24 protein-coding genes are annotated in these 23197 nt (G+C 59.4%); 17 read left to right on the top strand and 7 right to left on the bottom strand.

Going from position 1 to position 23197, the window contains the following annotated elements; all coding sequences use genetic code 11:
• The first annotated feature begins 112 nt into the window (after nucleotides 1–112).
• Together HBO10_RS22310 and HBO10_RS22305 are read left to right on the top strand one after the other, a co-directional pair.
• On the top strand, nucleotides 113–463 hold the full coding sequence (locus HBO10_RS22310) for a hypothetical protein (protein WP_003191317.1): 351 nt from the start codon (nucleotides 113–115) through the stop codon (nucleotides 461–463).
• Nucleotides 464–608: 145 nt separating this feature from the next.
• The gene (locus HBO10_RS22305) at nucleotides 609–839 is read left to right on the top strand and encodes a hypothetical protein (protein WP_034127497.1); all 231 of its coding nucleotides are present in this window, start codon (nucleotides 609–611) and stop codon (nucleotides 837–839) included.
• Between the two features lie 5 nt (nucleotides 840–844).
• On the opposite strand, the gene HBO10_RS22300 is transcribed toward HBO10_RS22305, so the two are convergent.
• On the bottom strand, nucleotides 845–1126 hold the full coding sequence (locus HBO10_RS22300; protein ID WP_054898427.1) for a hypothetical protein: 282 nt from the start codon (nucleotides 1124–1126) through the stop codon (nucleotides 845–847).
• 140 nt (nucleotides 1127–1266) lie between these two features.
• The gene (locus HBO10_RS22295; RefSeq protein WP_034127495.1) at nucleotides 1267–1452 is read right to left on the bottom strand and encodes a hypothetical protein; all 186 of its coding nucleotides are present in this window, start codon (nucleotides 1450–1452) and stop codon (nucleotides 1267–1269) included.
• Nucleotides 1453–1763: 311 nt separating this feature from the next.
• On the opposite strand from HBO10_RS22295, the gene galU reads away from it, so the two are divergent.
• Together galU and gorA are read left to right on the top strand one after the other, a co-directional pair.
• Complete coding sequence (gene galU / locus HBO10_RS22290) at nucleotides 1764–2603, top strand: UTP--glucose-1-phosphate uridylyltransferase GalU (RefSeq protein ID WP_003173830.1); 840 nt, start codon at nucleotides 1764–1766, stop codon at nucleotides 2601–2603.
• A 105-nt stretch (nucleotides 2604–2708) separates the two neighbouring features.
• Nucleotides 2709–4067: a glutathione-disulfide reductase gene (gene gorA, locus HBO10_RS22285; RefSeq protein ID WP_034127494.1), complete on the top strand. Its 1359-nt coding sequence runs from the start codon at nucleotides 2709–2711 to the stop codon at nucleotides 4065–4067.
• Here gorA and HBO10_RS22280 read toward each other — a convergent pair whose 3' ends face one another.
• The gene (locus HBO10_RS22280) at nucleotides 4068–5075 is read right to left on the bottom strand and encodes a DNA-binding protein (RefSeq protein WP_034127493.1); all 1008 of its coding nucleotides are present in this window, start codon (nucleotides 5073–5075) and stop codon (nucleotides 4068–4070) included.
• A 170-nt stretch (nucleotides 5076–5245) separates the two neighbouring features.
• On the opposite strand from HBO10_RS22280, the gene HBO10_RS22275 reads away from it, so the two are divergent.
• From HBO10_RS22275 to ahpF, 3 genes are all read left to right on the top strand, one after another.
• Nucleotides 5246–6178, top strand: a complete 933-nt coding sequence (locus HBO10_RS22275; RefSeq protein WP_034127492.1) for a site-specific integrase — start codon at nucleotides 5246–5248, stop codon at nucleotides 6176–6178.
• 133 nt (nucleotides 6179–6311) lie between these two features.
• A complete protein-coding gene (gene ahpC / locus HBO10_RS22270; RefSeq protein WP_003191303.1) occupies nucleotides 6312–6875 on the top strand; it encodes an alkyl hydroperoxide reductase subunit C in 564 nt (187 codons plus the stop codon).
• 130 nt (nucleotides 6876–7005) lie between these two features.
• On the top strand, nucleotides 7006–8571 hold the full coding sequence (gene ahpF, locus HBO10_RS22265; protein ID WP_034127491.1) for an alkyl hydroperoxide reductase subunit F: 1566 nt from the start codon (nucleotides 7006–7008) through the stop codon (nucleotides 8569–8571).
• Nucleotides 8572–8703: 132 nt separating this feature from the next.
• Here the strand turns inward: ahpF and gloA are convergent, their stop codons facing one another.
• Entirely contained in the window at nucleotides 8704–9225 is a 522-nt protein-coding gene (gene gloA / locus HBO10_RS22260; RefSeq protein ID WP_003191301.1) for a lactoylglutathione lyase, read from the bottom strand.
• Nucleotides 9226–9403: 178 nt separating this feature from the next.
• Between gloA and HBO10_RS22255 the strand changes: the two genes are divergently transcribed.
• A complete protein-coding gene (locus HBO10_RS22255; RefSeq protein ID WP_034127490.1) occupies nucleotides 9404–9940 on the top strand; it encodes a DUF4946 domain-containing protein in 537 nt (178 codons plus the stop codon).
• A gap of 111 nt (nucleotides 9941–10051) precedes the next feature.
• On the opposite strand, the gene HBO10_RS22250 is transcribed toward HBO10_RS22255, so the two are convergent.
• Complete coding sequence (locus tag HBO10_RS22250; protein WP_014718508.1) at nucleotides 10052–10417, bottom strand: histone-like nucleoid-structuring protein, MvaT/MvaU family; 366 nt, start codon at nucleotides 10415–10417, stop codon at nucleotides 10052–10054.
• Nucleotides 10418–10611: 194 nt separating this feature from the next.
• Nucleotides 10612–12156, bottom strand: a complete 1545-nt coding sequence (locus HBO10_RS22245; RefSeq protein WP_034127489.1) for an EAL domain-containing protein — start codon at nucleotides 12154–12156, stop codon at nucleotides 10612–10614.
• Nucleotides 12157–12451: 295 nt separating this feature from the next.
• On the opposite strand from HBO10_RS22245, the gene HBO10_RS22240 reads away from it, so the two are divergent.
• From HBO10_RS22240 to HBO10_RS22220, 5 genes are read left to right on the top strand one after another with little or no spacing between them, the layout of a single operon-like run.
• Entirely contained in the window at nucleotides 12452–13012 is a 561-nt protein-coding gene (locus tag HBO10_RS22240; RefSeq protein ID WP_034127488.1) for a fimbrial protein, read from the top strand.
• A 45-nt stretch (nucleotides 13013–13057) separates the two neighbouring features.
• Nucleotides 13058–13840: a molecular chaperone gene (locus HBO10_RS22235; protein WP_034127487.1), complete on the top strand. Its 783-nt coding sequence runs from the start codon at nucleotides 13058–13060 to the stop codon at nucleotides 13838–13840.
• Nucleotides 13841–13842: 2 nt separating this feature from the next.
• Nucleotides 13843–16464: a fimbria/pilus outer membrane usher protein gene (locus HBO10_RS22230; RefSeq protein WP_052199967.1), complete on the top strand. Its 2622-nt coding sequence runs from the start codon at nucleotides 13843–13845 to the stop codon at nucleotides 16462–16464.
• Nucleotides 16464–17213: a fimbria/pilus periplasmic chaperone gene (locus tag HBO10_RS22225; RefSeq protein WP_034127486.1), complete on the top strand. Its 750-nt coding sequence runs from the start codon at nucleotides 16464–16466 to the stop codon at nucleotides 17211–17213. Before HBO10_RS22230 ends, HBO10_RS22225 begins: the two co-directional genes overlap by 1 nt.
• A 47-nt stretch (nucleotides 17214–17260) precedes the next feature.
• Nucleotides 17261–18277 carry a fimbrial protein gene (locus tag HBO10_RS22220; RefSeq protein ID WP_152612722.1) on the top strand — a complete coding sequence of 339 codons (1017 nt, stop codon included), beginning with the start codon at nucleotides 17261–17263 and terminating at the stop codon, nucleotides 18275–18277.
• On the opposite strand, the gene HBO10_RS22215 is transcribed toward HBO10_RS22220, so the two are convergent.
• Nucleotides 18268–19155: a LysR substrate-binding domain-containing protein gene (locus HBO10_RS22215; protein WP_034127485.1), complete on the bottom strand. Its 888-nt coding sequence runs from the start codon at nucleotides 19153–19155 to the stop codon at nucleotides 18268–18270. The two genes, HBO10_RS22220 and HBO10_RS22215, sit on opposite strands and share 10 nt — an antisense overlap.
• 77 nt (nucleotides 19156–19232) lie before the next feature.
• On the opposite strand from HBO10_RS22215, the gene HBO10_RS22210 reads away from it, so the two are divergent.
• The 4 genes from HBO10_RS22210 to HBO10_RS22195 all read left to right on the top strand — a co-directional run bounded on the left by HBO10_RS22210 (nucleotide 19233) and on the right by HBO10_RS22195 (nucleotide 23159).
• On the top strand, nucleotides 19233–20153 hold the full coding sequence (locus tag HBO10_RS22210; protein WP_034127484.1) for an EamA family transporter: 921 nt from the start codon (nucleotides 19233–19235) through the stop codon (nucleotides 20151–20153).
• Between the two features lie 246 nt (nucleotides 20154–20399).
• Nucleotides 20400–21476, top strand: coding sequence for a 4-hydroxyphenylpyruvate dioxygenase (gene hppD / locus HBO10_RS22205; RefSeq protein WP_034127483.1), 1077 nt, complete (start codon nucleotides 20400–20402; stop codon nucleotides 21474–21476).
• Nucleotides 21477–21710: 234 nt separating this feature from the next.
• Nucleotides 21711–22274: a fimbrial protein gene (locus tag HBO10_RS22200; RefSeq protein ID WP_034127482.1), complete on the top strand. Its 564-nt coding sequence runs from the start codon at nucleotides 21711–21713 to the stop codon at nucleotides 22272–22274.
• A gap of 93 nt (nucleotides 22275–22367) precedes the next feature.
• A complete protein-coding gene (locus HBO10_RS22195) occupies nucleotides 22368–23159 on the top strand; it encodes a molecular chaperone (RefSeq protein ID WP_230633851.1) in 792 nt (263 codons plus the stop codon).
• Nucleotides 23160–23197 lie beyond the last annotated feature (38 nt).

Below are 23197 nucleotides of genomic sequence, written 5' to 3'. Positions count from 1 at the left end.
CGACTTCGACAATTTAAAACAGTTATTTACCGAGTTATCACAGATAAATCCTACGTTGGCGGGAGAAAATTACCATCCCCGCTGTCGTAGGGTCTTTATCGGAGGTTTTTGTATGAAGTGGAGTGTGTTGGTGCTGGCCTTGGCAATAGGTGGGTGTGCTTCGGTTGCAGATATCAAGCAGACCCCGCCAACATTGGTGGTCATCTCAGGGAAGAAGCCGCAGGAATATGCGGCGTGTGTAGTGCGCAAATTGGAGGCGACCCGTCGGCCGCCGCAGATCGAGCCCCATAAAGACGGCATTCAGGTGATCGTGCCGCAGAAGTTCTCGGCAGACCCGTCGGCGATCTTTGAAATCGAAGACCGCTCCAGCGGTAGCAGCATCAAGCTTTATGAAAGCATGTCCAATGTGCCGATCCGCCCGGGCGACGTGAAGAAGGCTGGGGAAGAATGCATTTCCGGTTGAGCTCCAGACTCATCCCTCACACCCGATAAAAAAAGCCCTTACCCTGCAGGGACGGTATGCATCCGTTAAACTGTCGGGCATTCACTATAAAGATGCCGCTCAAACCCGGGGTTTGAGCGGCATTTGTTTTTCTGGAAAGCCGGTTATGAAACGAGAACACGTCAAAGCCCGCCATGCCGAAGGGCAGATCTCGGCCACCCATGTCATCCAGAACCCCGCCGATCTGGGCGAGTGGATCGTATTTTTCAAGAAGAGCGGCGGGCGCAGCTACTTCTTGGTGGACGAGCAGGATGAGGTCGAATCATTTGCTCGCCTGGATGACCTGATCGAAATCCTGCGGGGCCTGGGGATCAAGTTCGCTGAAGTGCACCTGTAGCAACGTTACTTGCAGACCACCACCACGCTGCGGCCTTTGAAGTTGCCCACGTCCTGGCCCAGGGTCTTGTCGCTTTCCTTGAGTGCCGGCGTGCCATTGGTGCCGACGATGCGGTAACCGGTGCCCGCGCAGGAGGCGTCCGCCTTCTCGTAGCAACTGGCCCATGAATTGGCCTCGCCCGAGCAGTCGATGGTTAGGCCTTGCTCGCCATTTTTCAGCAGGGTGTCGGAGGCGGTGGTGCAGCCGGCGATTGCCAGTACCGCGGTCAGTGCCAGGATTTTTTTCATAGAGGGGTCGTCATCGAGGGTATTGGAAGGGCACGCTGACACTGTCGTGGCGTTGTTGAAGATTATAGCGAACTGCCATCTAGGTACAGACAAACAAAAAAGCCCCGTTTAACGGGGCTTTCAAAGCAGTGCAAAGAGGCTTACTTGGTTTTCGGCCGCTTGCTCGATGCATGGCCTGCCTCATCCACAAACACTTCGGCGACGGCGATCGCCATGCTTTCGGACTCGAATACGCCGGCAACGCTGTCACCGTGAAAATTGATCAAGTGCCAGCCGTCTGCTCGCTTAGTGATCAGGTAGCCGTTTACACCTTTTGGTTCTGACATCTGTTGGCAATCTCGTGGTCTTGGTTCAAGGCGCCCATGATAGCGCCAAATGCCGGGGCAGGGCGCAAGTTGTTGCGGGTCAGTGCCAGGGGGGCAAAAGCGTGCTAAAACCATTGCAGCCCTTTCAAACAAGGGGGCGACGCGAGTTCTGACCAACCGTTGGTGACACCCATTGCAGGATCAGCGGAACTTACGCCGACATTTTTTCTCTATGATGACATCGCAACGCCAGCAGGACCCCATTGTAAGGTGACTGCGGCCTGATTAGACTGCGCCGAATTCCGTACGCACAGCCCTTTGTAAGGACTCATATGATCAAGAAATGCTTGTTCCCAGCAGCCGGTTACGGCACTCGCTTCTTGCCAGCGACCAAAGCCATGCCCAAAGAAATGCTGCCAGTGGTGAACAAGCCACTGATTCAGTACGGTGTGGAAGAGGCTCTGGATGCCGGTTTGAACGAGATCTCCATCGTCACGGGTCGTGGCAAGCGCGCGCTGGAAGACCACTTCGACATCAGCTATGAGCTGGAAAACCAGATCAAGGGCACCGACAAGGAAAAATACCTGGTCGGTATCCGCAAGTTGCTCGACGAGTGCTCGTTCTCCTACACCCGTCAGACTCAGATGAAAGGTCTCGGCCACGCCATCCTTACCGGTCGCCCGCTGATTGGTGACGAACCCTTCGCCGTGGTCCTGGCGGATGACTTGTGCGTCAACCTGGAAGGCGACGGTGTGCTGACCCAGATGGTCAAGCTCTACCAGAAATACCGTTGCACCATCGTTGCGGTGATGGAAGTCAACCCAACCGAAACCAATAAGTACGGTGTTATCGCCGGTGACGATATTGGCGATGGCCTGATCCGCGTACGCGACATGGTCGAGAAACCAGCGCCGGAAGACGCGCCATCGAACCTGGCGATCATCGGTCGTTACATCCTCACGCCGGACATCTTCAAGCTGATCGAAGAAACCGAGCCAGGCAAGGGTGGCGAGATCCAGATCACCGACGCTCTGCTCAAGCAAGCCAAAGACGGCTGCGTGATTGCCTACAAGTTCAAGGGCCAGCGTTTCGACTGCGGCGGCGCTGAGGGCTACATCGAAGCGACCAACTTCTGCTACGAGCATTTCTACAAGACGGGCAAGGCTTACTGATCCACGCTTGCCGGCACGTTTTAAGCGAAAGCCACCTTCGGGTGGCTTTTTCGTTTTTCAGCCCCATGTAAGTCGGTATGCTGGTGTACTGCCGAGGAGAGTGAAATGGCCTACGATTTTGACCTGTATGTAATTGGCGCCGGTTCCGGCGGTGTTCGCGCGGCGCGCTTTGCCGCGGGCTTTGGCGCCAAGGTGGCTGTGGCCGAGAGCCGCTACCTGGGCGGCACCTGTGTGAACGTCGGCTGCGTGCCAAAGAAGCTGTTGGTGTACGGCGCGCATTTTGCCGAAGATTTTGAACAGGCCAGCGGCTTTGGCTGGTCCCTGGGCGAGGCGAACTTTGATTGGGCGACCCTGATCGCCAACAAGGATCGTGAGATCAACCGCCTCAACGGTATCTATCGCAACCTGTTGGTCAACAGCGGCGTGACCCTGCATGAAGGGCATGCACAACTGGTCGATGCCCATCAGGTGGAGATCAACGGTGAGCGCTTCACTGCCAGGCACATCCTGATCGCCACCGGCGGCTGGCCGCAGATCCCTGAGATTCCAGGGCGCGAGCACGCCATTGGCTCCAATGAGGCGTTCTTCCTTAAAGAGCTGCCCAAGCGCGTGCTGGTAGTGGGTGGTGGTTATATCGCCGTTGAGTTCGCGGGCATCTTCCACGGCTTGGGCGCGCAAACCTCATTGCTGTATCGCGGTGACTTGTTCTTGCGCGGCTTTGACGGTGCGGTGCGCAAACACCTGCAAGAAGAGCTGACCAAGCGCGGCCTGGACTTGCAGTTCAATGCCGACATTGAGCGCATCGACAAACAGGCCGACGGCAGCCTCAAGGCCACTTTGAAGGATGGCCGCGTGCTGGAAGCCGATTGCGTGTTCTACGCCACTGGCCGCCGTCCAATGCTGGATAACCTGGGCCTGGAAAATACCGGGGTCAAACTGGACGAGCGCGGTTTCGTCGCGGTGGATGATCTCTATCAGACCGCCGAGCCGTCGATCCTGGCGATTGGCGATGTGATTGGTCGTGTGCAGCTGACGCCGGTGGCCCTGGCTGAAGGCATGGCCGTGGCGCGGCGGTTGTTCAAGCCCGAGCAGTACCGCCCGGTGGATTACGCCAATATCGCGACGGCGGTATTCAGCCTGCCGAATATCGGCACAGTCGGCCTGACAGAAGAGGATGCACGCAAAAATGGCCACAACGTGCAGATCTTTGAAAGCCGGTTCCGGCCGATGAAGCTGACCCTGACCGATTGCCAGGAAAAGACCTTGATGAAGCTGGTGGTCGACGCCGACACCGACAAAGTACTGGGTTGCCACATGGTCGGCCCGGATGCGGGTGAGATCGTGCAAGGGCTGGCGATCGCGCTCAAGGCGGGCGCGACCAAGCAGCATTTCGATGAAACTATCGGCGTGCATCCTACGGCGGCGGAAGAATTCGTCACCATGCGCACGCCTGTAGCGGACTGATCAGGTTGGCTCTGCTGCCTCTGGCGCCGTTGCAACGACGGTCGCCAGGCGCAGGGCTTCGATGCTTGCCTGGGCCTTGACCAGGTCCAGCTCAAGCGCCTTGTTGTGCTGCTGATACTCCAGCAGTGAGGCTTGGCACGATTGGCTGTCCAGCACGGCAACCCGCAGGCGTTCCTGGAGCAGGGTGCGCTCGCTGTCGATCTGGCTGAGCTGCTCCTTGAGTTTCAGCTGTAGCGCCTGGTCCTGGCGAGCTTGCTCCTGCAGCGTATTCAATTCCTTGGTTGTCACTCGCTGCTCACTCAGCAGGCGCTCGTTGTCGCGATGCAGTTGGGTGATTTCGTCCTGGCGCACCAGAGCGCTTTGCTGTGCCTGACGCAATTCGGCCTGTACCTGTTGCAACTGGCCCTCATGGCGACGCTGTTCCTGTTCACGCTGCTCCTTGATGGCAGTGCGGTAATGCTCAAGCGCATCGCGGGCGTGCAGGTGTTTTTCTTCCAGTGAGCGAATCTGCTCGTCTTTGTCGTTGAGCCTTAGCTCGTAGTCGCTGCACGCCTGGCTCAGCCCTGCGTTACGGGTTTGCTCGGTCTGCAGGCTGGTGCTGGCGGTTTGCAGCGCCGCGCTTTCTTCAGCGAGGGCAGCGGCCTGGATATCAAATTGCTGTTTGAGTTGGGTATGCGCTTCTTCCAGTGTTTCTACCTGGGCGAGCAGGGCGGCTTTTTGTTGCTCGAATTGCGCCAGGGCCAGGTCGATCGGCTCTTGGGCCTTCTCTTTCAGGCGTTGGGACAGGCGTGCAACTAGCTCGCCCAGCTCATCATCAATCGGTGCTTGGGTGATGGTCTGGCGCGTCTCGCTTTCGTCCAGCTCTTTCAAATAGCGATGAATGGTGGTTTTCGAGCCGGTATTGCCCATTTCGATACGCACCGCATCGATGCTGGGGTTTTCGCCACGGGCGAGGATCGCCAGGCGTGCCGTTTGCACTACTGCTTTGTTTATGCCGCCGCGAGCCATGGGGTCTCCGTCGATTTAGTACTGTGGTACATAGTATGTATATACATACTATATCATGATTGAAATCTGGTTGAAATTCATGATTTAACAGATGGGATATTGGCGTATTATCCCGTGTCATAAGCATTTTCATCAGCCATCCACCCCTTCAGCAGTACGAAAACACGCCAATGAGCGACCTCGACCGATATCTCAACGCCGCCACTCGCGACAACACGCGCCGCAGCTACCGCGCGGCCATCGAGCATTTCGAAGTCAGTTGGGAAGGGTTCCTGCCAGCCACCAGCGAGAGTGTGGCGCGCTACCTCGTGGCGCATGCCGGGGTATTGGCAGTCAACACCTTGAAATTGCGGCTCTCGGCCTTGGCGCAATGGCATACCAGCCAAGGGTTTGCCGACCCGACGAAGGCGCCGGTGGTACGCAAGGTGCTCAAGGGCATCCGCGCTGTGCACCCGGCGCGGGAGCGGCAGGCCGAGCCTTTGCAGCTCACGCAGTTGGAGCAAGTAATCGCTGCCCTGGACATTGAAGCCAAACAGGCCAGCGAGCGTCACGACCAGCCGCGCTTGCTGCGGGCCAAGCGCGACGCTGCGCTGATTCTGCTGGGCTTCTGGCGCGGCTTTCGCAGTGATGAGCTGTGCCGATTAAGCATTGAGCACGTGCAAGCCGTGCCAGGCGCAGGCATCAGCCTGTACTTGCCACGCAGTAAAAGTGACCGTGACAACCTCGGCAAAACCTACCAGACCCCAGCGTTGCTGCGGCTGTGCCCGGTGCAGGCTTATAGCGAGTGGCTCAGCGCCTCGGCGCTGGTGCGCGGCCCGGTGTTTCGCGGCATTGACCGCTGGGGCAACCTGGGTGAGGAGGGCTTGCACCCCAACAGTGTGATCCCGTTATTGCGCCAGGCCCTTGAGCGCGCAGGCATCCCCGCCGATCAATACACCAGCCACTCCCTGCGTCGGGGTTTCGCCACTTGGGCGCATCGAAGTGGTTGGGATTTGAAGTCGCTGATGAGTTACGTCGGCTGGAACGACATGAAATCTGCGATGCGCTATGTTGAAGCGACGCCGTTTCTAGGCATGACCCTGGCAACCCAAGCGCTGATTTGAGATTTTTTCTATTAATAGCGTCACCTGATAGAGAAACCCAATCGTCAGCATCAGGTTTGCCAATGAGCCATCGACCGAAAGAGCCGGTAGGATTCACCTCATCAACTTCTTAACCCCTGACGGAGAGTCAACGATGCCTATCATCAACAGCCAAGTAAAACCGTTTAAAGCCACCGCTTTCAAAAACGGCAGCTTCGTCGATGTGACCGACGCTGACCTGAAAGGCAAGTGGTCGGTTGTCTTCTTCTACCCAGCCGATTTCACCTTCGTCTGCCCGACCGAACTGGAAGACCTGGCTGACAACTACGCCGAATTCCAGAAGCTGGGCGTCGAAATCTACAGCGTTTCCACCGACACCCACTTCGCCCACGCTGCCTGGCACAACACTTCGCCAGCCATCGGCAAAATCCAGTACACCATGATCGGCGACCCAACCCTGACCATCTCCCGCAACTTCGACGTACTGATCGAAGAAGCTGGCCTGGCAGACCGCGGCACCTTCGTGATCAACCCAGAAGGTCAGATCAAGATCGTTGAACTGAACGACGGTGGTGTAGGCCGTGACGCTTCCGAGTTGCTGCGCAAGATCAAGGCTGCTCAGTACGTTGCCGCCCACCCGGGTGAAGTGTGCCCAGCCAAGTGGAAAGAAGGCGAGGCCACTCTGGCGCCGTCTCTGGACCTGGTCGGCAAGATCTAAGTCTGTGAACGCGTATCAAGGGCGGGTATCCGCACTTAAGTAAGCTGCATCCGCCCTCAAAACGCCCGGGAGAGATTCGCTCGGGCGTTTTTTTGTCTGCAATAAACCGAATGAACAGGAAATCGCCCGTATGTTGGACGCCAATCTTAAAGCTCAGTTGAAGTCATACCTGGAACGGGTCACCCAGCCGATCGAGATCGTCGCCTCCCTCGACGACGGTGCGAAATCCCAGGAAATGCTTGCTCTTTTGCAGGACGTAACCAGCCTCTCCACGCTGATTACTCTGAACACCGATGGCAATGATGCGCGCAAGCCATCGTTCTCCATCAACCGCCCGGGTGCCGAGATCAGCCTGCGTTTCGCCGGTATCCCCATGGGCCATGAATTCACTTCGCTGGTGCTGGCCCTGCTGCAAGTCGGTGGCCACCCGTCGAAGGCCAGTGTCGAAGTGATTGAACAGATCCGCGCCCTCAAAGGCGAGTTCAGCTTCGAGACTTACTTCTCGCTGTCGTGCCAGAACTGCCCGGACGTGGTCCAGGCGCTGAACCTGATGGCCGTGCTGAACCCGAACATCCGCCACGTTGCGATTGATGGCGCGCTGTTCCAGGCTGAAGTCGATGAGCGCCAGATCATGGCGGTCCCGAGTGTCTACTTGAACGGGGTCAACTTTGGCCAGGGCCGTATGGGCCTGGAAGAAATCCTCGCCAAGCTCGACACCAGCGGTATCGAGAAAGCCGCGGAGAAAATCAGCGCCAAGGATGCCTTCGACGTCCTGGTAGTTGGCGGTGGCCCGGCCGGGTCTTCGGCTGCCATCTATGCGGCACGTAAAGGTATTCGTACCGGTGTGGCGGCTGAACGCTTTGGTGGCCAGGTGCTGGACACCATGTCCATCGAGAACTTTATCTCGGTACAGGAAACCGAAGGGCCGAAACTGGCCAGCGCACTGGAAGCCCATGTGCGTCAGTACGACGTGGACATCATGAACCTGCAACGCGCCAGTAGCTTGATTCCGGCAAAAAATGCCGGTGAGCTGCACGAAATTCGCTTCGAAAGCGGTGCGACCCTCAAGTCCAAGACCGTGATCCTGGCCACAGGCGCCCGCTGGAGAGAGATGGGTGTGCCCGGCGAGCAGGAATACAAGGCCAAGGGCGTATGCTTCTGTCCGCATTGCGATGGCCCGCTGTTCAAGGGCAAGCGTGTGGCGGTGATCGGCGGCGGTAACTCCGGCGTAGAAGCGGCCATTGACCTTGCCGGTATCGTCAGCCATGTCACCTTGCTTGAATTCGACAGCAAGCTGCGCGCCGATGCCGTGTTGCAACGCAAGCTCTACAGCCTGCCGAACGTGGATGTGATCACCAGCGCGCTGACCAGTGAGGTCAAAGGCGATGGTCAGAAAGTCACCGGCCTTGCCTACAAGGACCGCGACACTGGTGAGTTCAAGACCATCGACCTGGAAGGCATCTTTGTGCAGATTGGCTTGCTGCCCAACACCGACTGGCTCAAAGGCAGCGTAGAGCTGTCGCCGCGTGGCGAGATCATTGTCGATGCCCGTGGCGAGACTTCACTGCCTGGCGTGTTCGCCGCCGGAGACGTAACGACTGTGCCGTATAAGCAGATCGTGATTGCAGTAGGCGAGGGCGCCAAGGCTTCGTTGAGCGCGTTCGATCACTTGATCCGCACCTCTGCTCCGGCGTAATCCTGGGCTGCAAATAAAAAACCCCATGAGCGATCATGGGGTTTTTCTCGTTCCCACGCTCGGCGCGGGATTCTCGTTCCCACGCTCCGCATGGGAATGCATCCGGTGACGCTTCGCGTCACGCAGTGCGTATTACATCGGCGCCGGCTGGATGATCTCCACCCAATAAGCATCCGGGTCTTTGATGAACGCGAGGCTCTTCATGCGGCCATCCGTCAGGCGTTTCTGGAAGTCGCAACCCAAGGCTTCGAAACGTTCGCACGCCGCGACAATGTCCGGCACCGAGATGCAGATATGACCAAAACCACGCGGGTCGGTGTTGCCGTTGTGGTAGGCAAAGTCGGCATCGTTTTCGGTGCCGTGGTTGTGGGTCAGTTCGAGAATGCCCGGAATCGACTTCATCCACTGAGTGCGCTCGGCCGCGTCGGCCGGGATCTGGGCCTTGTCCACCAGGGCCAGGAAGTACAGGCTGAATTCGGCTTCCGGGAAGTCACGTTTCTCGACCAGGGAGAAACCCAGGATGCGCGTGTAGAAGTCCAGCGACTTGGTGATGTCCTTGACCCGCAACATGGTGTGGTTGAACACAAAGTTCGCCGTGGCGTTGTCGGGTTGGGCAGTGACGCCCGGGAAGGTGTTCAATTCGTGCAGGCTCATGGGCCCTCCAGAAAAAATGTAAGATGAGCGGTCCATTGGCTTGCGGCCTGCGTCCATGCAGGCGGGCCATGATACGCAAGCCGCACCGGCTGCGCCAAATGAAAAAGCGCGCCCAACCCTTGCAGTCAGCGCGTGCCGGGCCGCACACTTTGCAGCTGGAACCTTGGGTGTTTTTGCAATGATCGAGTTTCGTAGGCCACTGTTGAGTGCTGTGTGCGTGTTGTTGGGCAGCTCGTTTGTGTTGGCAGCCGAGCCGGAAGTCCATTGGCCCAGCGGTTGGCAGGTCGAAGAAGTCGTGCCTGACGGCGAACTCCCTGTCAAACCCCAAGCAGTGTCCCGGCAGCGAGCGATCAAGAATGATGAAAATGGCGCCACGTTGATGGTGATGGAGTTGACCGGAACGCCGATTGAGGCCGGCCATAAAGTTAATCTTCCCGGCGTGTTGCTAGAGATGCGCAAGTCGATCCAGAAAGACTTTGCCCGTGGCGGTTATCAAAGCGTGTGCAGCAAAATGCACCCCACGACATTGAGTCGTCTTGATGCGCTGGAAACTACCTGCGTGATTACCGAGAACGGTCGACACGTATTGTCGCAAACATTAGTCGGTGCGCTGGATGTCGACAAAGCCTATGTTTTTTCATACGCAGGCCAGGCGCAAGCGTACGAGGCGAGCAAGGAGGAAGTCAGTCTGGTGCGCAACAGTCTGAAACTTTGACAGGTTCAAGCTGAGCGAATTTGAACAATACGAACCCTGAGTTAAGTTCGATTCCGAACCGTTAGAGCAAAAAAAGCCCCGCGTATGCGGGGCTATTTTTTAGTACATGTTTCAGCCACGAAGCCAGGAGTCTACAGTGGCGGCGCCGTACTGCTCTTTCCAGGCTTTGAGGCCGCGGTGGTTGCCACCTTTGGTCTCGATCAGCTCGCCGGTGTGCGGGTTGTGGTAAACCTTGACCACCCGTGCGCGGCGCTGTTTTGGCGCCGCGGCGGCCGGTGCGCCGCCTTTGCGTGGCGCTGGATCGAGGATGGCGATCACATCGCGCAGGCTTTTGTCGTATTTGCCCATCAGCGTCTTGAGCTTTTCTTCGAATTCGATTTCTTTCTTCAGGCCAGCGTCGTTCTTCAAGGATTCCAGCTGGGCAAGCTGCTCTTGAAGGGCTTTTTCTGCTGCGCGAAATTCGGCGAGTCTGGACAAAATATATACTCCAATAATGTAGTTGCTGATATCAACTGCAGACAAAGCTATAAGCCAAGAACGTTAAGCCACGTCAACGAAAAAGACCCTTCTGCGAGTTCTGCACAGGCAGAAAAAATTGTAGTAGTTAATTCATCTCGAGTAAATCATGTCTTTTAAAGAAAGACCAATCTTTCATGGTAGGTGGTACGCGGCTATTCAACGATACCCAACGATTTAATGAATTCATCGCAGGGTAATGGTCGACCAAACAGGTAACCCTGTAGGAAATCCACGCCCTGGGCAACGAGGTATTCACACTGTTGGGCTGTTTCCACGCCTTCGGCAACAATGCCTAGATCCAGCTTGACCGACAACTCTATGATGCTGTCTAGAATATGCCGCGACAGCGCATCCGCACCGATCATGGCGACAAAGCTTTGATCGATCTTCAAGTAGTCGACATTGAAATTGCGCAAATATCCCAAGCTGGAGTGGCCGGTGCCGAAGTCATCAATGGCGATCATGACCCCCATTTGATGCAGCGCCTCGAACAGGCGGCGGGTGGTCTCGGTGGGTTCGATCAGTTCCCGCTCGGTCAACTCCAGCACCAGGGTGACCTGGCCGGGTGGGAACGCGGCGAGGAATTCCCGACAGTCCTGCACCAGCGCCATGTCCTGGCAATGGCGCGCTGTGATGTTCACGCCAATATGAAAGCCAGGGCTGAAGCGTGCGGCATGGGGCGCCAATTGCACGGCGGTCTGGCGCAGCAGGGCACGGGTCATCGGCACGATCAGGCCAGAGTCTTCGGCCAGGGGAATAAACAAGTCCGGGCGTACCAGGCCTTCTTTGGGATGCTTCCAGCGCATCAGGACCTCACAGCCGGCCCATTGGCGTGTGTCACCCCGTACCACCGGTTGGAAATACGGGATGAACTCATTGGCTCCCAAGGCGCGTTGTAACTCGTGGGTCGGCGCGGACGAGCGTTTTTGCAGCCAGTGAGCGAGCAGCCCCGCCAATATCCCGAAGAACACCACCAGGCTGAACAGCGCTGGATACCGCGCCTGCATGTAGCGCCAGACTTCACCCTCGGGCATCCCGGCCTCGACACTGTATTGATAGCGCTCGGAAGCCAGGCGTTGTGGCGCCACGGCAAATACCGGCAGCGCGCCTTGATGCACCTTGCCGTCGGCACCCAGCCAGTTCGGGCCGACGTGCAGTACCAAGTGCGCGTAACGGCTGATCAGGCGCAAGGCGTTAGTGAGGTGGTAACCGTCAACCGAGGCAAACGCGCCTTGATCGCCTTCCACCAGGCGATACACCAATAGCGCGGTATCGGGTGTAACGGGGTTGCCATTCATCAACCACAGGCGCCCATCGACATAGTCGTCCGGGTTGACGGGCGATTGGTAGCGACCGCCAAACAACGAACTGCAATAGATGTTTTTCTGCCAGGACAGCGTCGTGGCCCGCACAAACGGCCGGCGCGTGACTTGTTCACGTAGCGCCAACTTGGCGACGCTGTCACAAGGTTTACCGGCCAGCGGCAGCAAAGCCTGGGCAGCGATGGCGGTATTGTCCAGCATCAGGTCGAACTGGCGCACCGCTTCTTGAGCGGTTTGCGCTGTGCTTTGCTCGAGCGTGCGTTCGGCTTGCCAGTAAAGAATTACCACCCCCAACAGAATGGGCAGCAGCCCGCACAGGGTGCTGATGAAATAGCGTGCGGCTCGGCTTCGTGGGCCTTTGACGGTCAGGGGCATGGGAGCAGTCAATCGTGAAAAAGAGAGTGGGCTCTGCCGATGATAGATGGCATTGCACGGGGCTGCTCACTTGTTTAACGCCAACTGACCTAGCCGTTCGGTCAGTTGTGGCGGGCACTTCAACTTGGCAACATAAACTTCATTGCAAAACGTAAGAGACTTGGTAGCCCTTAATCCCTACAGCCTCTTTCATAGCCGCTCAGCCCAATTTTGGCGGGAGGGCCGCGTCTCGCCCTTCGATTGATGAGTCATGGCTTGCAACTCTTTCACTGACATTCACGAGGAAGTATCTGTAATGAAAACTATCGCATTGGCCGTTGTATTTCTGGCGGTCACCGGCGTTGCCGCTTTGCCTGTTGTCGCCGCAGACGGCAAGATCACCTTGACCGGTGAAATCACCGGCACCACTTGCAGCATCAGCGGTGGCACGGGCTCTGCGCCCGGCACCAGCCCGGACTTTTCGGTGCCACTCAACAAGGTCCAGGCCAGCGCGCTCAAGGCGCCAGGCCAGACTGCCGGGGCGAAACCCTATTACATCCATGTCGGTTCCTGCCCGAAGGATACGACCGTCGCCGTGATGTATGAGAGCAGCAGCCCGGCGATCAACCCGGCGACCGGGAACCTGGTCAACCAGGCACCCGCCAAGCCGGCGCCTGCCACCCTCGTTGAGGTGCAACTTGTGGATGGCGTCACCCACCAGCCCATGGATTTGCGCCTGGGCCAGAACTCCAGCCCCGCGAAAGTCCCGGCAAGCGGCGAGGTGTCGCTGCCCTTTGCTGCCCAATACATTGCCACGGGCACTGCTACGCCAGGCCCGGTCAGTACGCAAGTGCTGTATTCGGTGACGTTCCCCTGATCGAGGCCCCGTTGCCTGGCCGTGCGCCAGGCAAGGACAGACGAAATGCTTGCCCGGACATTGCTAGTGACCCCCCTGCTGAGCGCACTGCTGACCAGTGTCGGGTTGCTGTCCGCCGCTCACGCCGGCGTAGTGATCGACGGCACGCGGCACATCTATCCGCAGCAGCGTCGAGAAATCACGCTGCGCCTGACCAATGACGATCAGCGAGCGCCGCGCCTGGTCCAAGTGTGGCTGGACCAAGGCGACCCGGCGCAAGACCCCACCGGCAGCGACGTGCCGTTCAGCCTGTCGCCACCTGTGTTTCGCATGGACGCGGGCAAAAGCCAGGTAGTGCGACTGGTGTATACCCAGGACCCACTGCCGGATGACCGCGAATCGTTGTTCTGGCTCAACGCCTTGGAGATACCGCCCAAGGTCAACGTGGCACCGGGCAGCCCGCAAGAGGCCCCTTCGAACCACCTGCAGTTCGCTTTTCGTATCCGCACCAAAGTGTTTTTCCGCCCGGCCCAATTGCCGGGCTCCGCGGACGAGGCGCCCACCCACTTACGCTGGACCCTGCACCGGAGTGCCCAGGGACCGCTACTGGAAGTGCACAACCCATCGGCTTATCACGTGACCTTCAATGAGGTTGCCTTGGCCATGGGCTCGGGCCCGGGTGCTCGCCTGTTACCGGCGGGAGAGGGCATGGTGCCCCCCGGCGGCAGCCTGAAGCTGCCCGTCAAGGATGTCGCACAAGCAATACCCGCCGACGCCCAGGTGCATTTCAAATACATCAATGATTACGGCGCATTCTCCGTGCCGCAGCGTGCTCCCCTGAAGTTCTGATCATGTATGCCTTATTGCAAATACCCGTTCACCGCTTTACGGCCTGGCTGTTTGCCAACCCCAACTTACTGCTGTGGCTGGGCCTGCTCAGTACCTTATTGATGTCGGCAGAAGCCGCGCCACTGGTGTTTGACATCGAGGCGTTCGCCAGCGGCCTGTCCTCTTCGGCAGATATCTCACGCTTCAATACCAGCAACGTGTTGGCGCCAGGTGTTTACCGCGTAGATGTGATGCTCAACGGGCAATCGATGGGGCGCCGCGAGATCACCTTCGCCCCCCTTGCCGGACAGGACGACGCCCAGCCTTGCCTGAACGCTGCCGAGCTTGGCCAACTGGGGGTTTCTGTGCAGGCGCCGACGGATAACACCGAGCATGCCTGCCGGGATTTTGCCGAGTGGATACCCATGGCCAGCAGCCGCGTCGATATCGAGACCCTGACCCTGGATGTCAGCATCCCGCAGATCTATATCAACCGTTCCGCGCGCGGCTCCATTGACCCGTCTGAATGGGACAATGGCATTGACGCCGCGCTGCTCAACTACAACTTCAGTGCCGCGACGGCGACAGCGGGCGCCGGTGAGGATCGTGGCTACCTGGGCCTCAACGGCGGCCTCAACCTGGGCGACTGGCGGCTGCGCCATCAGGGTGGGCAGGCATGGGCATCCGGTAGCGGCCTGGCGCGTTATCAACACACCGCCACCTACTTGCAACGGTCCCTTGCCGCCTGGCGTTCACAACTGACCGTCGGCGACAGCTTCAGCAGTGGCCAGATCCTCGACGGTGTGCGTATACGCGGCATCACCCTGGCCACCGATGACCGCATGCTTGCCCAGTCGCAACAAGGCTATGCGCCTCAGGTGCGAGGCATTGCCGACAGCAATGCAACGGTGACAGTGCGCCAGAACGGCTACACCCTTTACGAAACCACAGTGGCCCCGGGGCCGTTTGTCATCGATGACCTGTACCCCACCGGGTATGGCGGCGACCTGCACGTCAGCGTCACCGAAGTCGACGGCCGGCGCAGCAGCTTCGTGGTGCCTTACTCCGTGGTGCCTTACCTGCTGCGTGACGGTGCCAGCCACTACAGCGTGACCTTGGGGCAGTTGCAGCAATACGGCGTCAGCGATGCCAACCCGCTGATCTTACAGGGTACGCTGCAGCATGGCCTGGGCGATCGTATTAGCGCCTATGGTGGCAGTACGCTTTCCCAAGGCTACGGCCAGGCCAAGGCCGGCCTGGCGATGAGCACTCCGATTGGCGCGTTCTCCCTCGACAGCACCTACTCGCGCACTCAGGTTCGGGGGCTGGGCGTAGTCGGCGGGCAAAGCTGGGGCCTGGCCTATAACAAGAACCTGCCGTTCTCGGGAACGCACTTTGCGCTGGGCGCCTATCGTTTCTCCACGGCCGGGTACCTGAACCTGCCTGATGCGCTCAATGTGCGGGAACTGGCCCGCCAAGGCGGGAGTATCAACAGTTACGCCAGGCAGAAAAGCCGCCTCGACCTGACAATCAGCCAGCAGTTGGGCGCAGGCTCGCTGAGCCTGTATGGCAGCTCCATCGACTACTGGGCGGGCCGCCAAGGGCGCCAGACATCCTTCACTCTCAGTTATGCGGCTAATTGGAAGTCACTCAACTGGAACCTTTCGGCGCAGCGCTCGCGTGTCAGTGAAACCCATCAATTGAACGATCACGAGCGCAGCGACGAAATCTTTTTTGGCCGGTCGGCGCAAGCCGGGCGCGTGGATAATCACCTGGTTCTGACACTGTCCATGCCATTGGGCGCAGGAACGCGTGCGCCAACCCTGAGCAGCAGCCTGTCGCACGATGCTGGCGATTCACGCGGCAGCCAGCATCAGGTGGGAATCAATGGTTTGCTGGGTGACACCGGTGAAGCCAGCTACGGGCTGACTGGCAGCCGTGGCACGGGCCACCAGCAAGGCTCCAGCTTCAATGCCTACGCGGGCTATCGCAGCCGGGCTGCGAGCCTGCGGGCCGGCTACGCCCAGGCCCGCGACAGTTCGCAACTATCCATGAGTGCCGATGGCGGGCTGATAGCCCACGAGGGTGGCGTGACCTTCGCGCAAAACCTCGGTGAAGCCTCGGCACTGGTGTATGCGCCGGATGCACAAGGTGCCCGGCTCGGCAGCAGCGGGGCGCGTATCGATAAGCAGGGTTATGCGGTGCTGCCAGCCCTCAGGGCTTATCAGCGCAATGAAGTAGATATCGATCCCGAGGGCATGCCCATGGATGTCGAACTCAAGGAATCGAGTCACGCCGTGGTGCCGACGCTGGGAGCCGTCTCACTGGTCAGGTTCGAGACCGTCAGTGGCCGTGCCGTGGTGATCAAGGCCACTCATATGGGTGGCAAGCCGTTGCCATTTGCCGCGCAAGTGTTTGACGAGCGCGGCGTCGAAATCGGCGTGATCGGCCAGGCTGGCAAGGCTTTTGTGCGCGGGGTTGCCGACCAAGGGCGGTTGACGGTGCGCTGGAATGCAGGGGCGGCTGACCAGTGCTTCATCCATTACCGTTTGCCGCCGCGCAGGCCCGAGCAACGCCAGGAAAACGCGGACCAGTTGGTCAGTCAATGTGCCGACCATGGTGATGCGGACGAGGAGCGCAGTTGATGACTCATCGATTGCTCCGCGCGCTGCTTGGCCTGGCCCTGGCGGTGCAGACAGTATTGGCCCATGGGGAAATCGTCATTGACCGCACGCGCATCATTTACCCGGCCAGCGCCGCTGGGGTAACGGTCAACCTGCACAATGAGGCCGACGGCCCGCGATTGGCCCAGGTGTGGATCGATGCGGGCGACCCGCAGGTCGCGCCCGAGTCCAGTGATGTGCCCTTTACGGTGACGCCGCCGATCCTGCGCCTGGATGCCGGCAAGCACCGCGCATTGCGGGTGATGTACCACGCGACCCAAGACAAGGCCATGGCCGTGCCTCAGGAGTTGGTGTACTGGCTGAATGTGCTGGGGATCCGCCCGTCTGTCGATACCGGCAACCAGCTGCAATTTGCCTTTCGCACACGGATCAAGCTCTTCCTGCGCCCGGACGCGTTGCCAGGCCAAGCGCAGCAGGCGGTGGATACGTTGCAGTGGCGCCTGGCAGGCGACGGTCCGGTCCTGCAGGTGCGCAATCCCAGTGCCTTTCATGTGACGCTTTCCAGCGTGTTGCTGACCGTCGATGGCGTCGAGTACCACAGTGAGGCCCCGCCGATGCTGTTGCCGCGTTCGGTTGCCCGCATCGTGCTGGAGGGCCCGGCGTCGCGGGGGCAGGGTACGGTCGCGCTGCGATTTACCACCCTGGATGACCATGGCATGACGCGTACGCACACAGTGTCTTTGGGGCACACGAAGGATTTGGCGATATGAACGGTGTCCGGCAATTTATGTTCAGGTTTTTACAGATTGGCGTGTGCTTGAGTATTTGCGCAGTCGCGATGGACGCACAGGCGCATTTCAATGCAGGCGTCTGTACCCCCCAAGCCCCGGTGACGCTGTTCGTCCCGCCCATCACCCTGCCTAACAACCTGCAGGTGGGCGAGGCGATTGGCTACCCAAGTGGCTATGACTTCGCCGGCAATGGCTTTGTCATGCGGTGCCGCTACACCGACTGGCCATTGTCGCAGCCGGTGTCGGCCAACATCAGCGTGGTCAATTCGCCGGCGACCGGCATGACGTTCAACGCAAATGGGCTGACGTTGCCGGTCTATGCGACCAGCTACCCTGGCGTCGGGTTCGTCATGATGGCCGGGGATCCGTCCCAGCATTTGAAGGTCATCACCCACACCGGCGTCACGCTGTTGGACACCAAGCACAACAAACCCAATGGCTGGGGCCTGCAAGGGCGCGTGTATCTGGTGGCGACGGGCCCGATCACCTCGGGCACCATCCCTGGGAACACAGTCGCCAGGTATATGCTCACCAATGTCAATATCGAAAGCCCCGGCGCTGCCTCGGTCAACTTTGCCGATACGGTGATATTGCCGCCGCAAAAGCCAACTTGCCGGGTGACCACGCCGTCGCTTGCAATGCCGCTGGGGCAGGTGCCCAGCCGTGATTTCAAGGGAGTCGGCAGCAGCGCCGGCAGCGTTAGTCGCGACATAACCCTGGACTGTGCCGGCGGCACCGGCGGCATCCTGGATGTATGGATCACCGTGACTGACCAGACGGAACCCGGCAACCGCAGTAACCAGTTGTCCTTGACCCGCAACTCGCACGCCCGCGGCGTCGCCCTGCAATTGCTCAGTGGCGATCGGTTGGTAAGCTATGGGCCCGATTCCTCCGGCGTGGGCAACCCGAACCAATGGCAGGTCGCAAACACGGGCAACGGCGCCCTGACGATTCCCTTGACCGCCCGTTACGTTCAAACCGCGTCGACCATCAAGCCTGGGACCGCCAACGGCCTGGCCTCGTTTACCCTGAGTTACCGGTGAGCCCCGGGATCAGGGTACAGCGTTTGCGCCAGTGCGATAAACGCCAGGGTTGCGGGAGAGGCCTGGCGGCGATCCAGCACCGCCAGGCCTATGCGGCGCGGTACGCCCGGCGACAACGGGCGGGCAACGTAGCGCTGGTCGGCATCGGCCGGCAGTGAGCCCTGGGCCACGATACTCAGGCCGTCGCCGCGGCTGACAGCTTCCAGGGTAGTGAGTAGCTGAGTGCAGCGATAACGCACTTTAGGTTGCAACTGCGCGTCACCAAACAAACGCGTGACCAGCTCTGCTGAGCCTGCCTCGGTCAGGATGAACGGGTCATCGCACAACGCTTTCAAAGGTACCGCCATGCTTGCCGCCAAGGCATGGCCGACCGGTATCAGCGCCACCAGTTGGTCTTCGAGCAGGGCCACGGTGTCGAAGCGTTCCTGCTCCAGTACCACGAAGCCCACATCCACCCGGCGCTGATCCAGCCATTGAATGACCTGCCGGTCCGGCCCTTCGTCTATATGTACCTCGATACCCGGATAGTCCCTTCGAAAGTGGCTGAGAATGGTTGGTAGCAAATGGTTCGAAGCGGTGGGGCCGAACGACCCTATACGCAATGTACCGCGCTTCATCCCGCGGGCATCGGCGGCTTCCTGCTGCAAGGTGTTGGCCAGGCCCAGCATGCCCCGTGCGCGCCCAAGTAACTGCGCGCCGATATCGCTCAGTTCCACCAGGGTCTGGTGCCGGCGAAACAACTCTACCCCCAGTTCCTGCTCCAGGGCCTTGATCGCATGGGACACCGCCGATTGGCTGATGCCCAGGCGATGCGCCGCACTGGTGAAGCCTCGGAGTTCGGCGACCAGGGAGAAGATTTCCAGCTGGGTCAGGGTCATGAGTAAAGCCTTGTTTTACGATGACTGATCATTAGTAAAAGAATAGTCCCATCCTTTCTCATGTTGAGCACATTCTTATGCATGCCCGCGAAGGCCTCACTTACCTGAAGCTGGCCGCTGTCACCATGATCTGGGGCGGGACCTTCGTCGCCGGGCGCTTTCTGGCCGATCACGTGGACCCGCTGCTCGCGGCCTGCCTGCGGTTTATCCTGGCCAGCCTCGCGTTGCTGCTGTTCCTGGCCTGCGCGCGCATCCCACTGGCGCGCCCAACTACAGGGCAAATGGCACGGCTGGTACTGCTGGGCCTATGCGGCATCTTTTTCTACAACCTGTGTTTTTTCTATGGCCTTCACTACATCAATGCGTCGCGGGCGTCCTTGATCGTGGCATTGAACCCGGCAGTGATCGGCCTGGCGTCCTGGTTGTTGTTCAAGGAGCGCCTGGGCCGGGCCAAGTGGCTGGGTATCGGGCTGTGCCTGGTGGGGGCTGCTGTGGTGATCGTGAGCCGCAATCCCAACCTCATGCAGGGGGCCCGCAACGCTTGGATCGGTGACCTGTTGATCCTGGGCTGCGTAATGGCCTGGGGGGCCTATTCGCTGCTGTCCCGGGAACTCAACCAGACGTTGGGGCCGGTGCAAACCGTCACTTGGTCGGTGCTGTGGGGGACGCTGATGTTGACCCTTGCCACCCTCGCCACCGGTCGGCTGACGCTGCAAGGTTTCAGCGCGCTGCAACTGGCGCAGTGGTACAGCCTGCTGTACCTGGGCGTGCTGGGTTCGGCCCTGGCCTATATTGGTTACTACGACGGCATCCGGCGAATCGGCGCGACCCGTTCCGGTGTGTTCATCGCCCTCAACCCGCTGACAGCGGTGATATGTGGCGCGCTGCTGCTGGACGAAGCCTTGACAGCGCCGATGCTGGCGGGTGGCGCGGTCATCCTGTTGGGCATCTACCTGTGCAACAAACCCCTTGCGTGGGGCAGGGCAATGGGGATTTGATAAGAGTACGGACAAACCTGGTTACGCTGTGTAGAATCAGTTTACGCATACAAGAATATGGACTTGCGCTCACGCAAGCCTCGGCCGTCAGAGACTGATGACACCATGAAGCTACTTGGCTCCCCCCTCATCTTTGGTGACTTCCTCGCCCGCAGCGTGCGAGGCCTTTCTTGTGCGCCACCTTCCAGCCTCATCCTTGCTTGCAACTAAACAATTGCTACCCACAAGAATGATGAGGCACCGAACATGACCGACCAACTCGACAACCCAATGGGCCTGATGGGCTTTGAATTCATCGAATTTGCATCGCCCACCCCAGGCACCCTGGAGCCGATCTTCGAGATCATGGGTTTCACCAAAGTGGCGACCCACCGTTCCAAGAACGTGCACCTGTATCGCCAGGGCGAGATCAACCTGATCCTCAACAACGAACCCGATAGCCTCGCTTCTTACTTCGCGGCCGAGCATGGCCCGTCGGTGTGCGGCATGGCGTTCCGCGTCAAGGACTCGCAACAGGCCTACAAACGTGCCCTGGAGCTGGGCGCCCAGCCGATCCACATCGACACCGGCCCGATGGAGCTGAACCTGCCGGCGATCAAAGGCATTGGCGGTTCGCCGTTGTACCTGATCGACCGGTTCGGCGAAGGCAACTCGATCTACGACATCGACTTCGTCTACCTCGAAGGGGTTGATCGCAACCCGGTAGGCGCTGGCCTGAAGGTCATCGACCACCTGACCCACAACGTCTATCGCGGGCGCATGATCTATTGGGCCAACTTCTACGAGAAGCTGTTCAACTTCCGCGAAGCGCGTTATTTCGATATCAAGGGCGAGTACACCGGCCTGACCTCCAAGGCCATGAGCGCGCCGGACGGCAAGATCCGTATCCCGCTGAACGAGGAGTCGTCCAAGGGTGCCGGGCAGATCGAAGAGTTCCTGATGCAGTTCAACGGTGAGGGTATCCAGCACGTCGCGTTCCTCACCGACGACCTGGTCAAGACCTGGGATGCGCTGAAGAAGATCGGCATGCGCTTCATGACGGCGCCGCCAGACACGTATTACGAAATGCTCGAAGGCCGCCTGCCGAACCACGGTGAACCAGTGGACCAGTTGCAATCGCGCGGCATCCTGCTGGACGGCTCGTCGATTGCCGGTGACAAGCGTCTTCTGTTGCAGATCTTCTCGGAAACCCTGATGGGCCCGGTGTTCTTCGAGTTCATCCAGCGCAAAGGCGACGATGGGTTTGGCGAGGGCAACTTCAAGGCACTGTTCGAGTCGATCGAGCGCGACCAGGTGCGTCGTGGCGTATTGACCGCCGACTGATCCATGTGAGGCCGGGCAGGCTGTTCCGGCGCTTCAAGCACAGGCTCCGTATCGAAAGGTACGGAGCCTTTTTTTTGCCTGCCAAACAGGTCCGACCGATCTTGTAACAGACAAATCCTCGGGGCAGGGGAACGGCGTCGTCATGGCTTCCACTCAGGAGTGACGCAAGAGCTGATCTTCTCCTGTGTCGCAACCTTGCGTTTCGCGAACCCCAATTGTGAGGAAAGACTGATTATGACAAAACAAACTCTGGCGGCTGCAGTGCTCGCTTTGTGCGGCTTCGCTGCCAGCTCCGCGCATGCGGCAGACGGTACCATCACGATCACCGGCTCGGTCAGTGGCACCACCTGCACCATCAGCGGCGGTACCGGGGCCTCGCCAGGCTCAGGCGCCAACTTTCCGGTAGTGCTTGACCGCGTACAAACCTCGGCTCTCAAGGCAGCAGGCGATACGGCAGGCGCCAAGCGCTACTTTGTGTATGTGGGCGGCTCGGGCGGGTGCCCGGACGGTACCAAGGTCGCCGTACGTTATGAACCGACCAGCCCTGGCATCAACCCGGCAACCGGCAACCTGCGTAACACGGCAACGGCGACACCCGCCTCCCGGGTGGAGGTACAAATTCTCGATGGGGCTTCCAACACGCCAATGGACTTGCGCACAGGTAATAACTCGACCGTTGCCACCGTTACCAGTGGTCTGGCGACCTTGCCGTTTTACGCACGCTACATCGCCAACGGCGGAGCGGCAGGCGCGGGCAATGTCACCAGCAGCGTGCAGTACTCGGTCACCTTTCCTTGATGCAGCCAGGCTGATGACCACTGCGTTTGTTGCCTGAGATCCTCGCTCGACCCAGTGGTCGGGCGCAGGACAACCGTTTTCAAGGATTACCTGATGCAGGATTTACTGATGATCTTGAGTCGTCGTGTGGTGCGGGTCGCGCTGAGCCTGGCCTTGGGGATGGCATCGCACACGGTGCACGCGGGAGTGGTTATCGACGGTACGCGACAGATTTACCCCGAGCCGCGACGTGAGGTCACCGTGCGAGTAACCAATGATGACAAACACGCGCCCCGCCTGGTCCAGGCGTGGCTGGACGCGGGTGACGCGCAGGAAGCGCCGACACTGAGCGATGTGCCTTTCGTCCTGTCTCCTCCGGTATTTCGCCTGGACGCCGGCAAAAGTCAGTCCATGCGCCTGTCCTACACCAAGGCACCGCTGCCGACGGATAGAGAGTCGCTGTTCTGGTTGAACGTACTTGAAGTGCCTGGCGCTACCAGTGAGTTTGATCCCACGCTTGAAGACAGCCAGCGGAATCACTTCAAGTTCGCGTTTCGTATCCGCACCAAAGTGTTTTTTCGTCCGGCGCAGTTACCTGGAACACCCGAGGAGGCGCCTGGGCTGTTGCGCTGGTCCGTGGAACGGGGCGCCCAAGGCAGCGTGATACAGGTGCATAACCCCTCGGCGTATCACGTCACCTTCAACGACATTGTCCTGCTCATGGGCTCTGGTCCCGAAGCGGAAAAACTGTCCCTGACGGAGGGCATGGTGGAGCCAGGAGGCACGTTGAAGGTGCCGGTGCCGAAAGCCGCGAAGGTAATACCCGCCGATGCGCGGGTGGATTTCACTTACATCAACGATTTCGGCGGCTTTTCATCCGCGCAGCCTGCTGTATTGCACCGCTGAACGCGGCCCCTAAACGTTGCTGATGGCAAGCAAACGTA

Source organism: Pseudomonas sp. WS 5503, assembly GCF_012985385.1.
Taxonomy (GTDB): domain Bacteria; phylum Pseudomonadota; class Gammaproteobacteria; order Pseudomonadales; family Pseudomonadaceae; genus Aquipseudomonas; species Aquipseudomonas paracarnis.
The sequence above is the reverse complement of the archived record's forward strand: the minus strand, read 5'-3'. Positions and strand labels throughout refer to the sequence as shown.

What these genes read in the sequence shown, in the direction of transcription:
- gloA (WP_003191301.1), bottom strand. Translation starts at nt 9,225, where the DNA reads ATGAGCCTGCACGAATTGAACACCTTCCCGGGCGTCACTGCCCAACCC.
- HBO10_RS22275 (WP_034127492.1), top strand. Translation starts at nt 5,246, where the DNA reads ATGAGCGACCTCGACCGATATCTCAACGCCGCCACTCGCGACAACACG.
- ahpF (WP_034127491.1), top strand. Translation starts at nt 7,006, where the DNA reads ATGTTGGACGCCAATCTTAAAGCTCAGTTGAAGTCATACCTGGAACGG.
- HBO10_RS22255 (WP_034127490.1), top strand. Translation starts at nt 9,404, where the DNA reads ATGATCGAGTTTCGTAGGCCACTGTTGAGTGCTGTGTGCGTGTTGTTG.
- HBO10_RS22300 (WP_054898427.1), bottom strand. Translation starts at nt 1,126, where the DNA reads ATGAAAAAAATCCTGGCACTGACCGCGGTACTGGCAATCGCCGGCTGC.
- HBO10_RS22215 (WP_034127485.1), bottom strand. Translation starts at nt 19,155, where the DNA reads ATGACCCTGACCCAGCTGGAAATCTTCTCCCTGGTCGCCGAACTCCGA.
- HBO10_RS22240 (WP_034127488.1), top strand. Translation starts at nt 12,452, where the DNA reads ATGAAAACTATCGCATTGGCCGTTGTATTTCTGGCGGTCACCGGCGTT.
- HBO10_RS22245 (WP_034127489.1), bottom strand. Translation starts at nt 12,156, where the DNA reads ATGCCCCTGACCGTCAAAGGCCCACGAAGCCGAGCCGCACGCTATTTC.
- HBO10_RS22235 (WP_034127487.1), top strand. Translation starts at nt 13,058, where the DNA reads ATGCTTGCCCGGACATTGCTAGTGACCCCCCTGCTGAGCGCACTGCTG.
- HBO10_RS22195 (WP_230633851.1), top strand. Translation starts at nt 22,368, where the DNA reads ATGCAGGATTTACTGATGATCTTGAGTCGTCGTGTGGTGCGGGTCGCG.
- HBO10_RS22210 (WP_034127484.1), top strand. Translation starts at nt 19,233, where the DNA reads ATGCATGCCCGCGAAGGCCTCACTTACCTGAAGCTGGCCGCTGTCACC.
- gorA (WP_034127494.1), top strand. Translation starts at nt 2,709, where the DNA reads ATGGCCTACGATTTTGACCTGTATGTAATTGGCGCCGGTTCCGGCGGT.
- hppD (WP_034127483.1), top strand. Translation starts at nt 20,400, where the DNA reads ATGACCGACCAACTCGACAACCCAATGGGCCTGATGGGCTTTGAATTC.
- HBO10_RS22305 (WP_034127497.1), top strand. Translation starts at nt 609, where the DNA reads ATGAAACGAGAACACGTCAAAGCCCGCCATGCCGAAGGGCAGATCTCG.
- HBO10_RS22310 (WP_003191317.1), top strand. Translation starts at nt 113, where the DNA reads ATGAAGTGGAGTGTGTTGGTGCTGGCCTTGGCAATAGGTGGGTGTGCT.
- ahpC (WP_003191303.1), top strand. Translation starts at nt 6,312, where the DNA reads ATGCCTATCATCAACAGCCAAGTAAAACCGTTTAAAGCCACCGCTTTC.
- HBO10_RS22230 (WP_052199967.1), top strand. Translation starts at nt 13,843, where the DNA reads ATGTATGCCTTATTGCAAATACCCGTTCACCGCTTTACGGCCTGGCTG.
- HBO10_RS22200 (WP_034127482.1), top strand. Translation starts at nt 21,711, where the DNA reads ATGACAAAACAAACTCTGGCGGCTGCAGTGCTCGCTTTGTGCGGCTTC.
- HBO10_RS22295 (WP_034127495.1), bottom strand. Translation starts at nt 1,452, where the DNA reads ATGTCAGAACCAAAAGGTGTAAACGGCTACCTGATCACTAAGCGAGCA.
- galU (WP_003173830.1), top strand. Translation starts at nt 1,764, where the DNA reads ATGATCAAGAAATGCTTGTTCCCAGCAGCCGGTTACGGCACTCGCTTC.
- HBO10_RS22225 (WP_034127486.1), top strand. Translation starts at nt 16,464, where the DNA reads ATGACTCATCGATTGCTCCGCGCGCTGCTTGGCCTGGCCCTGGCGGTG.
- HBO10_RS22280 (WP_034127493.1), bottom strand. Translation starts at nt 5,075, where the DNA reads ATGGCTCGCGGCGGCATAAACAAAGCAGTAGTGCAAACGGCACGCCTG.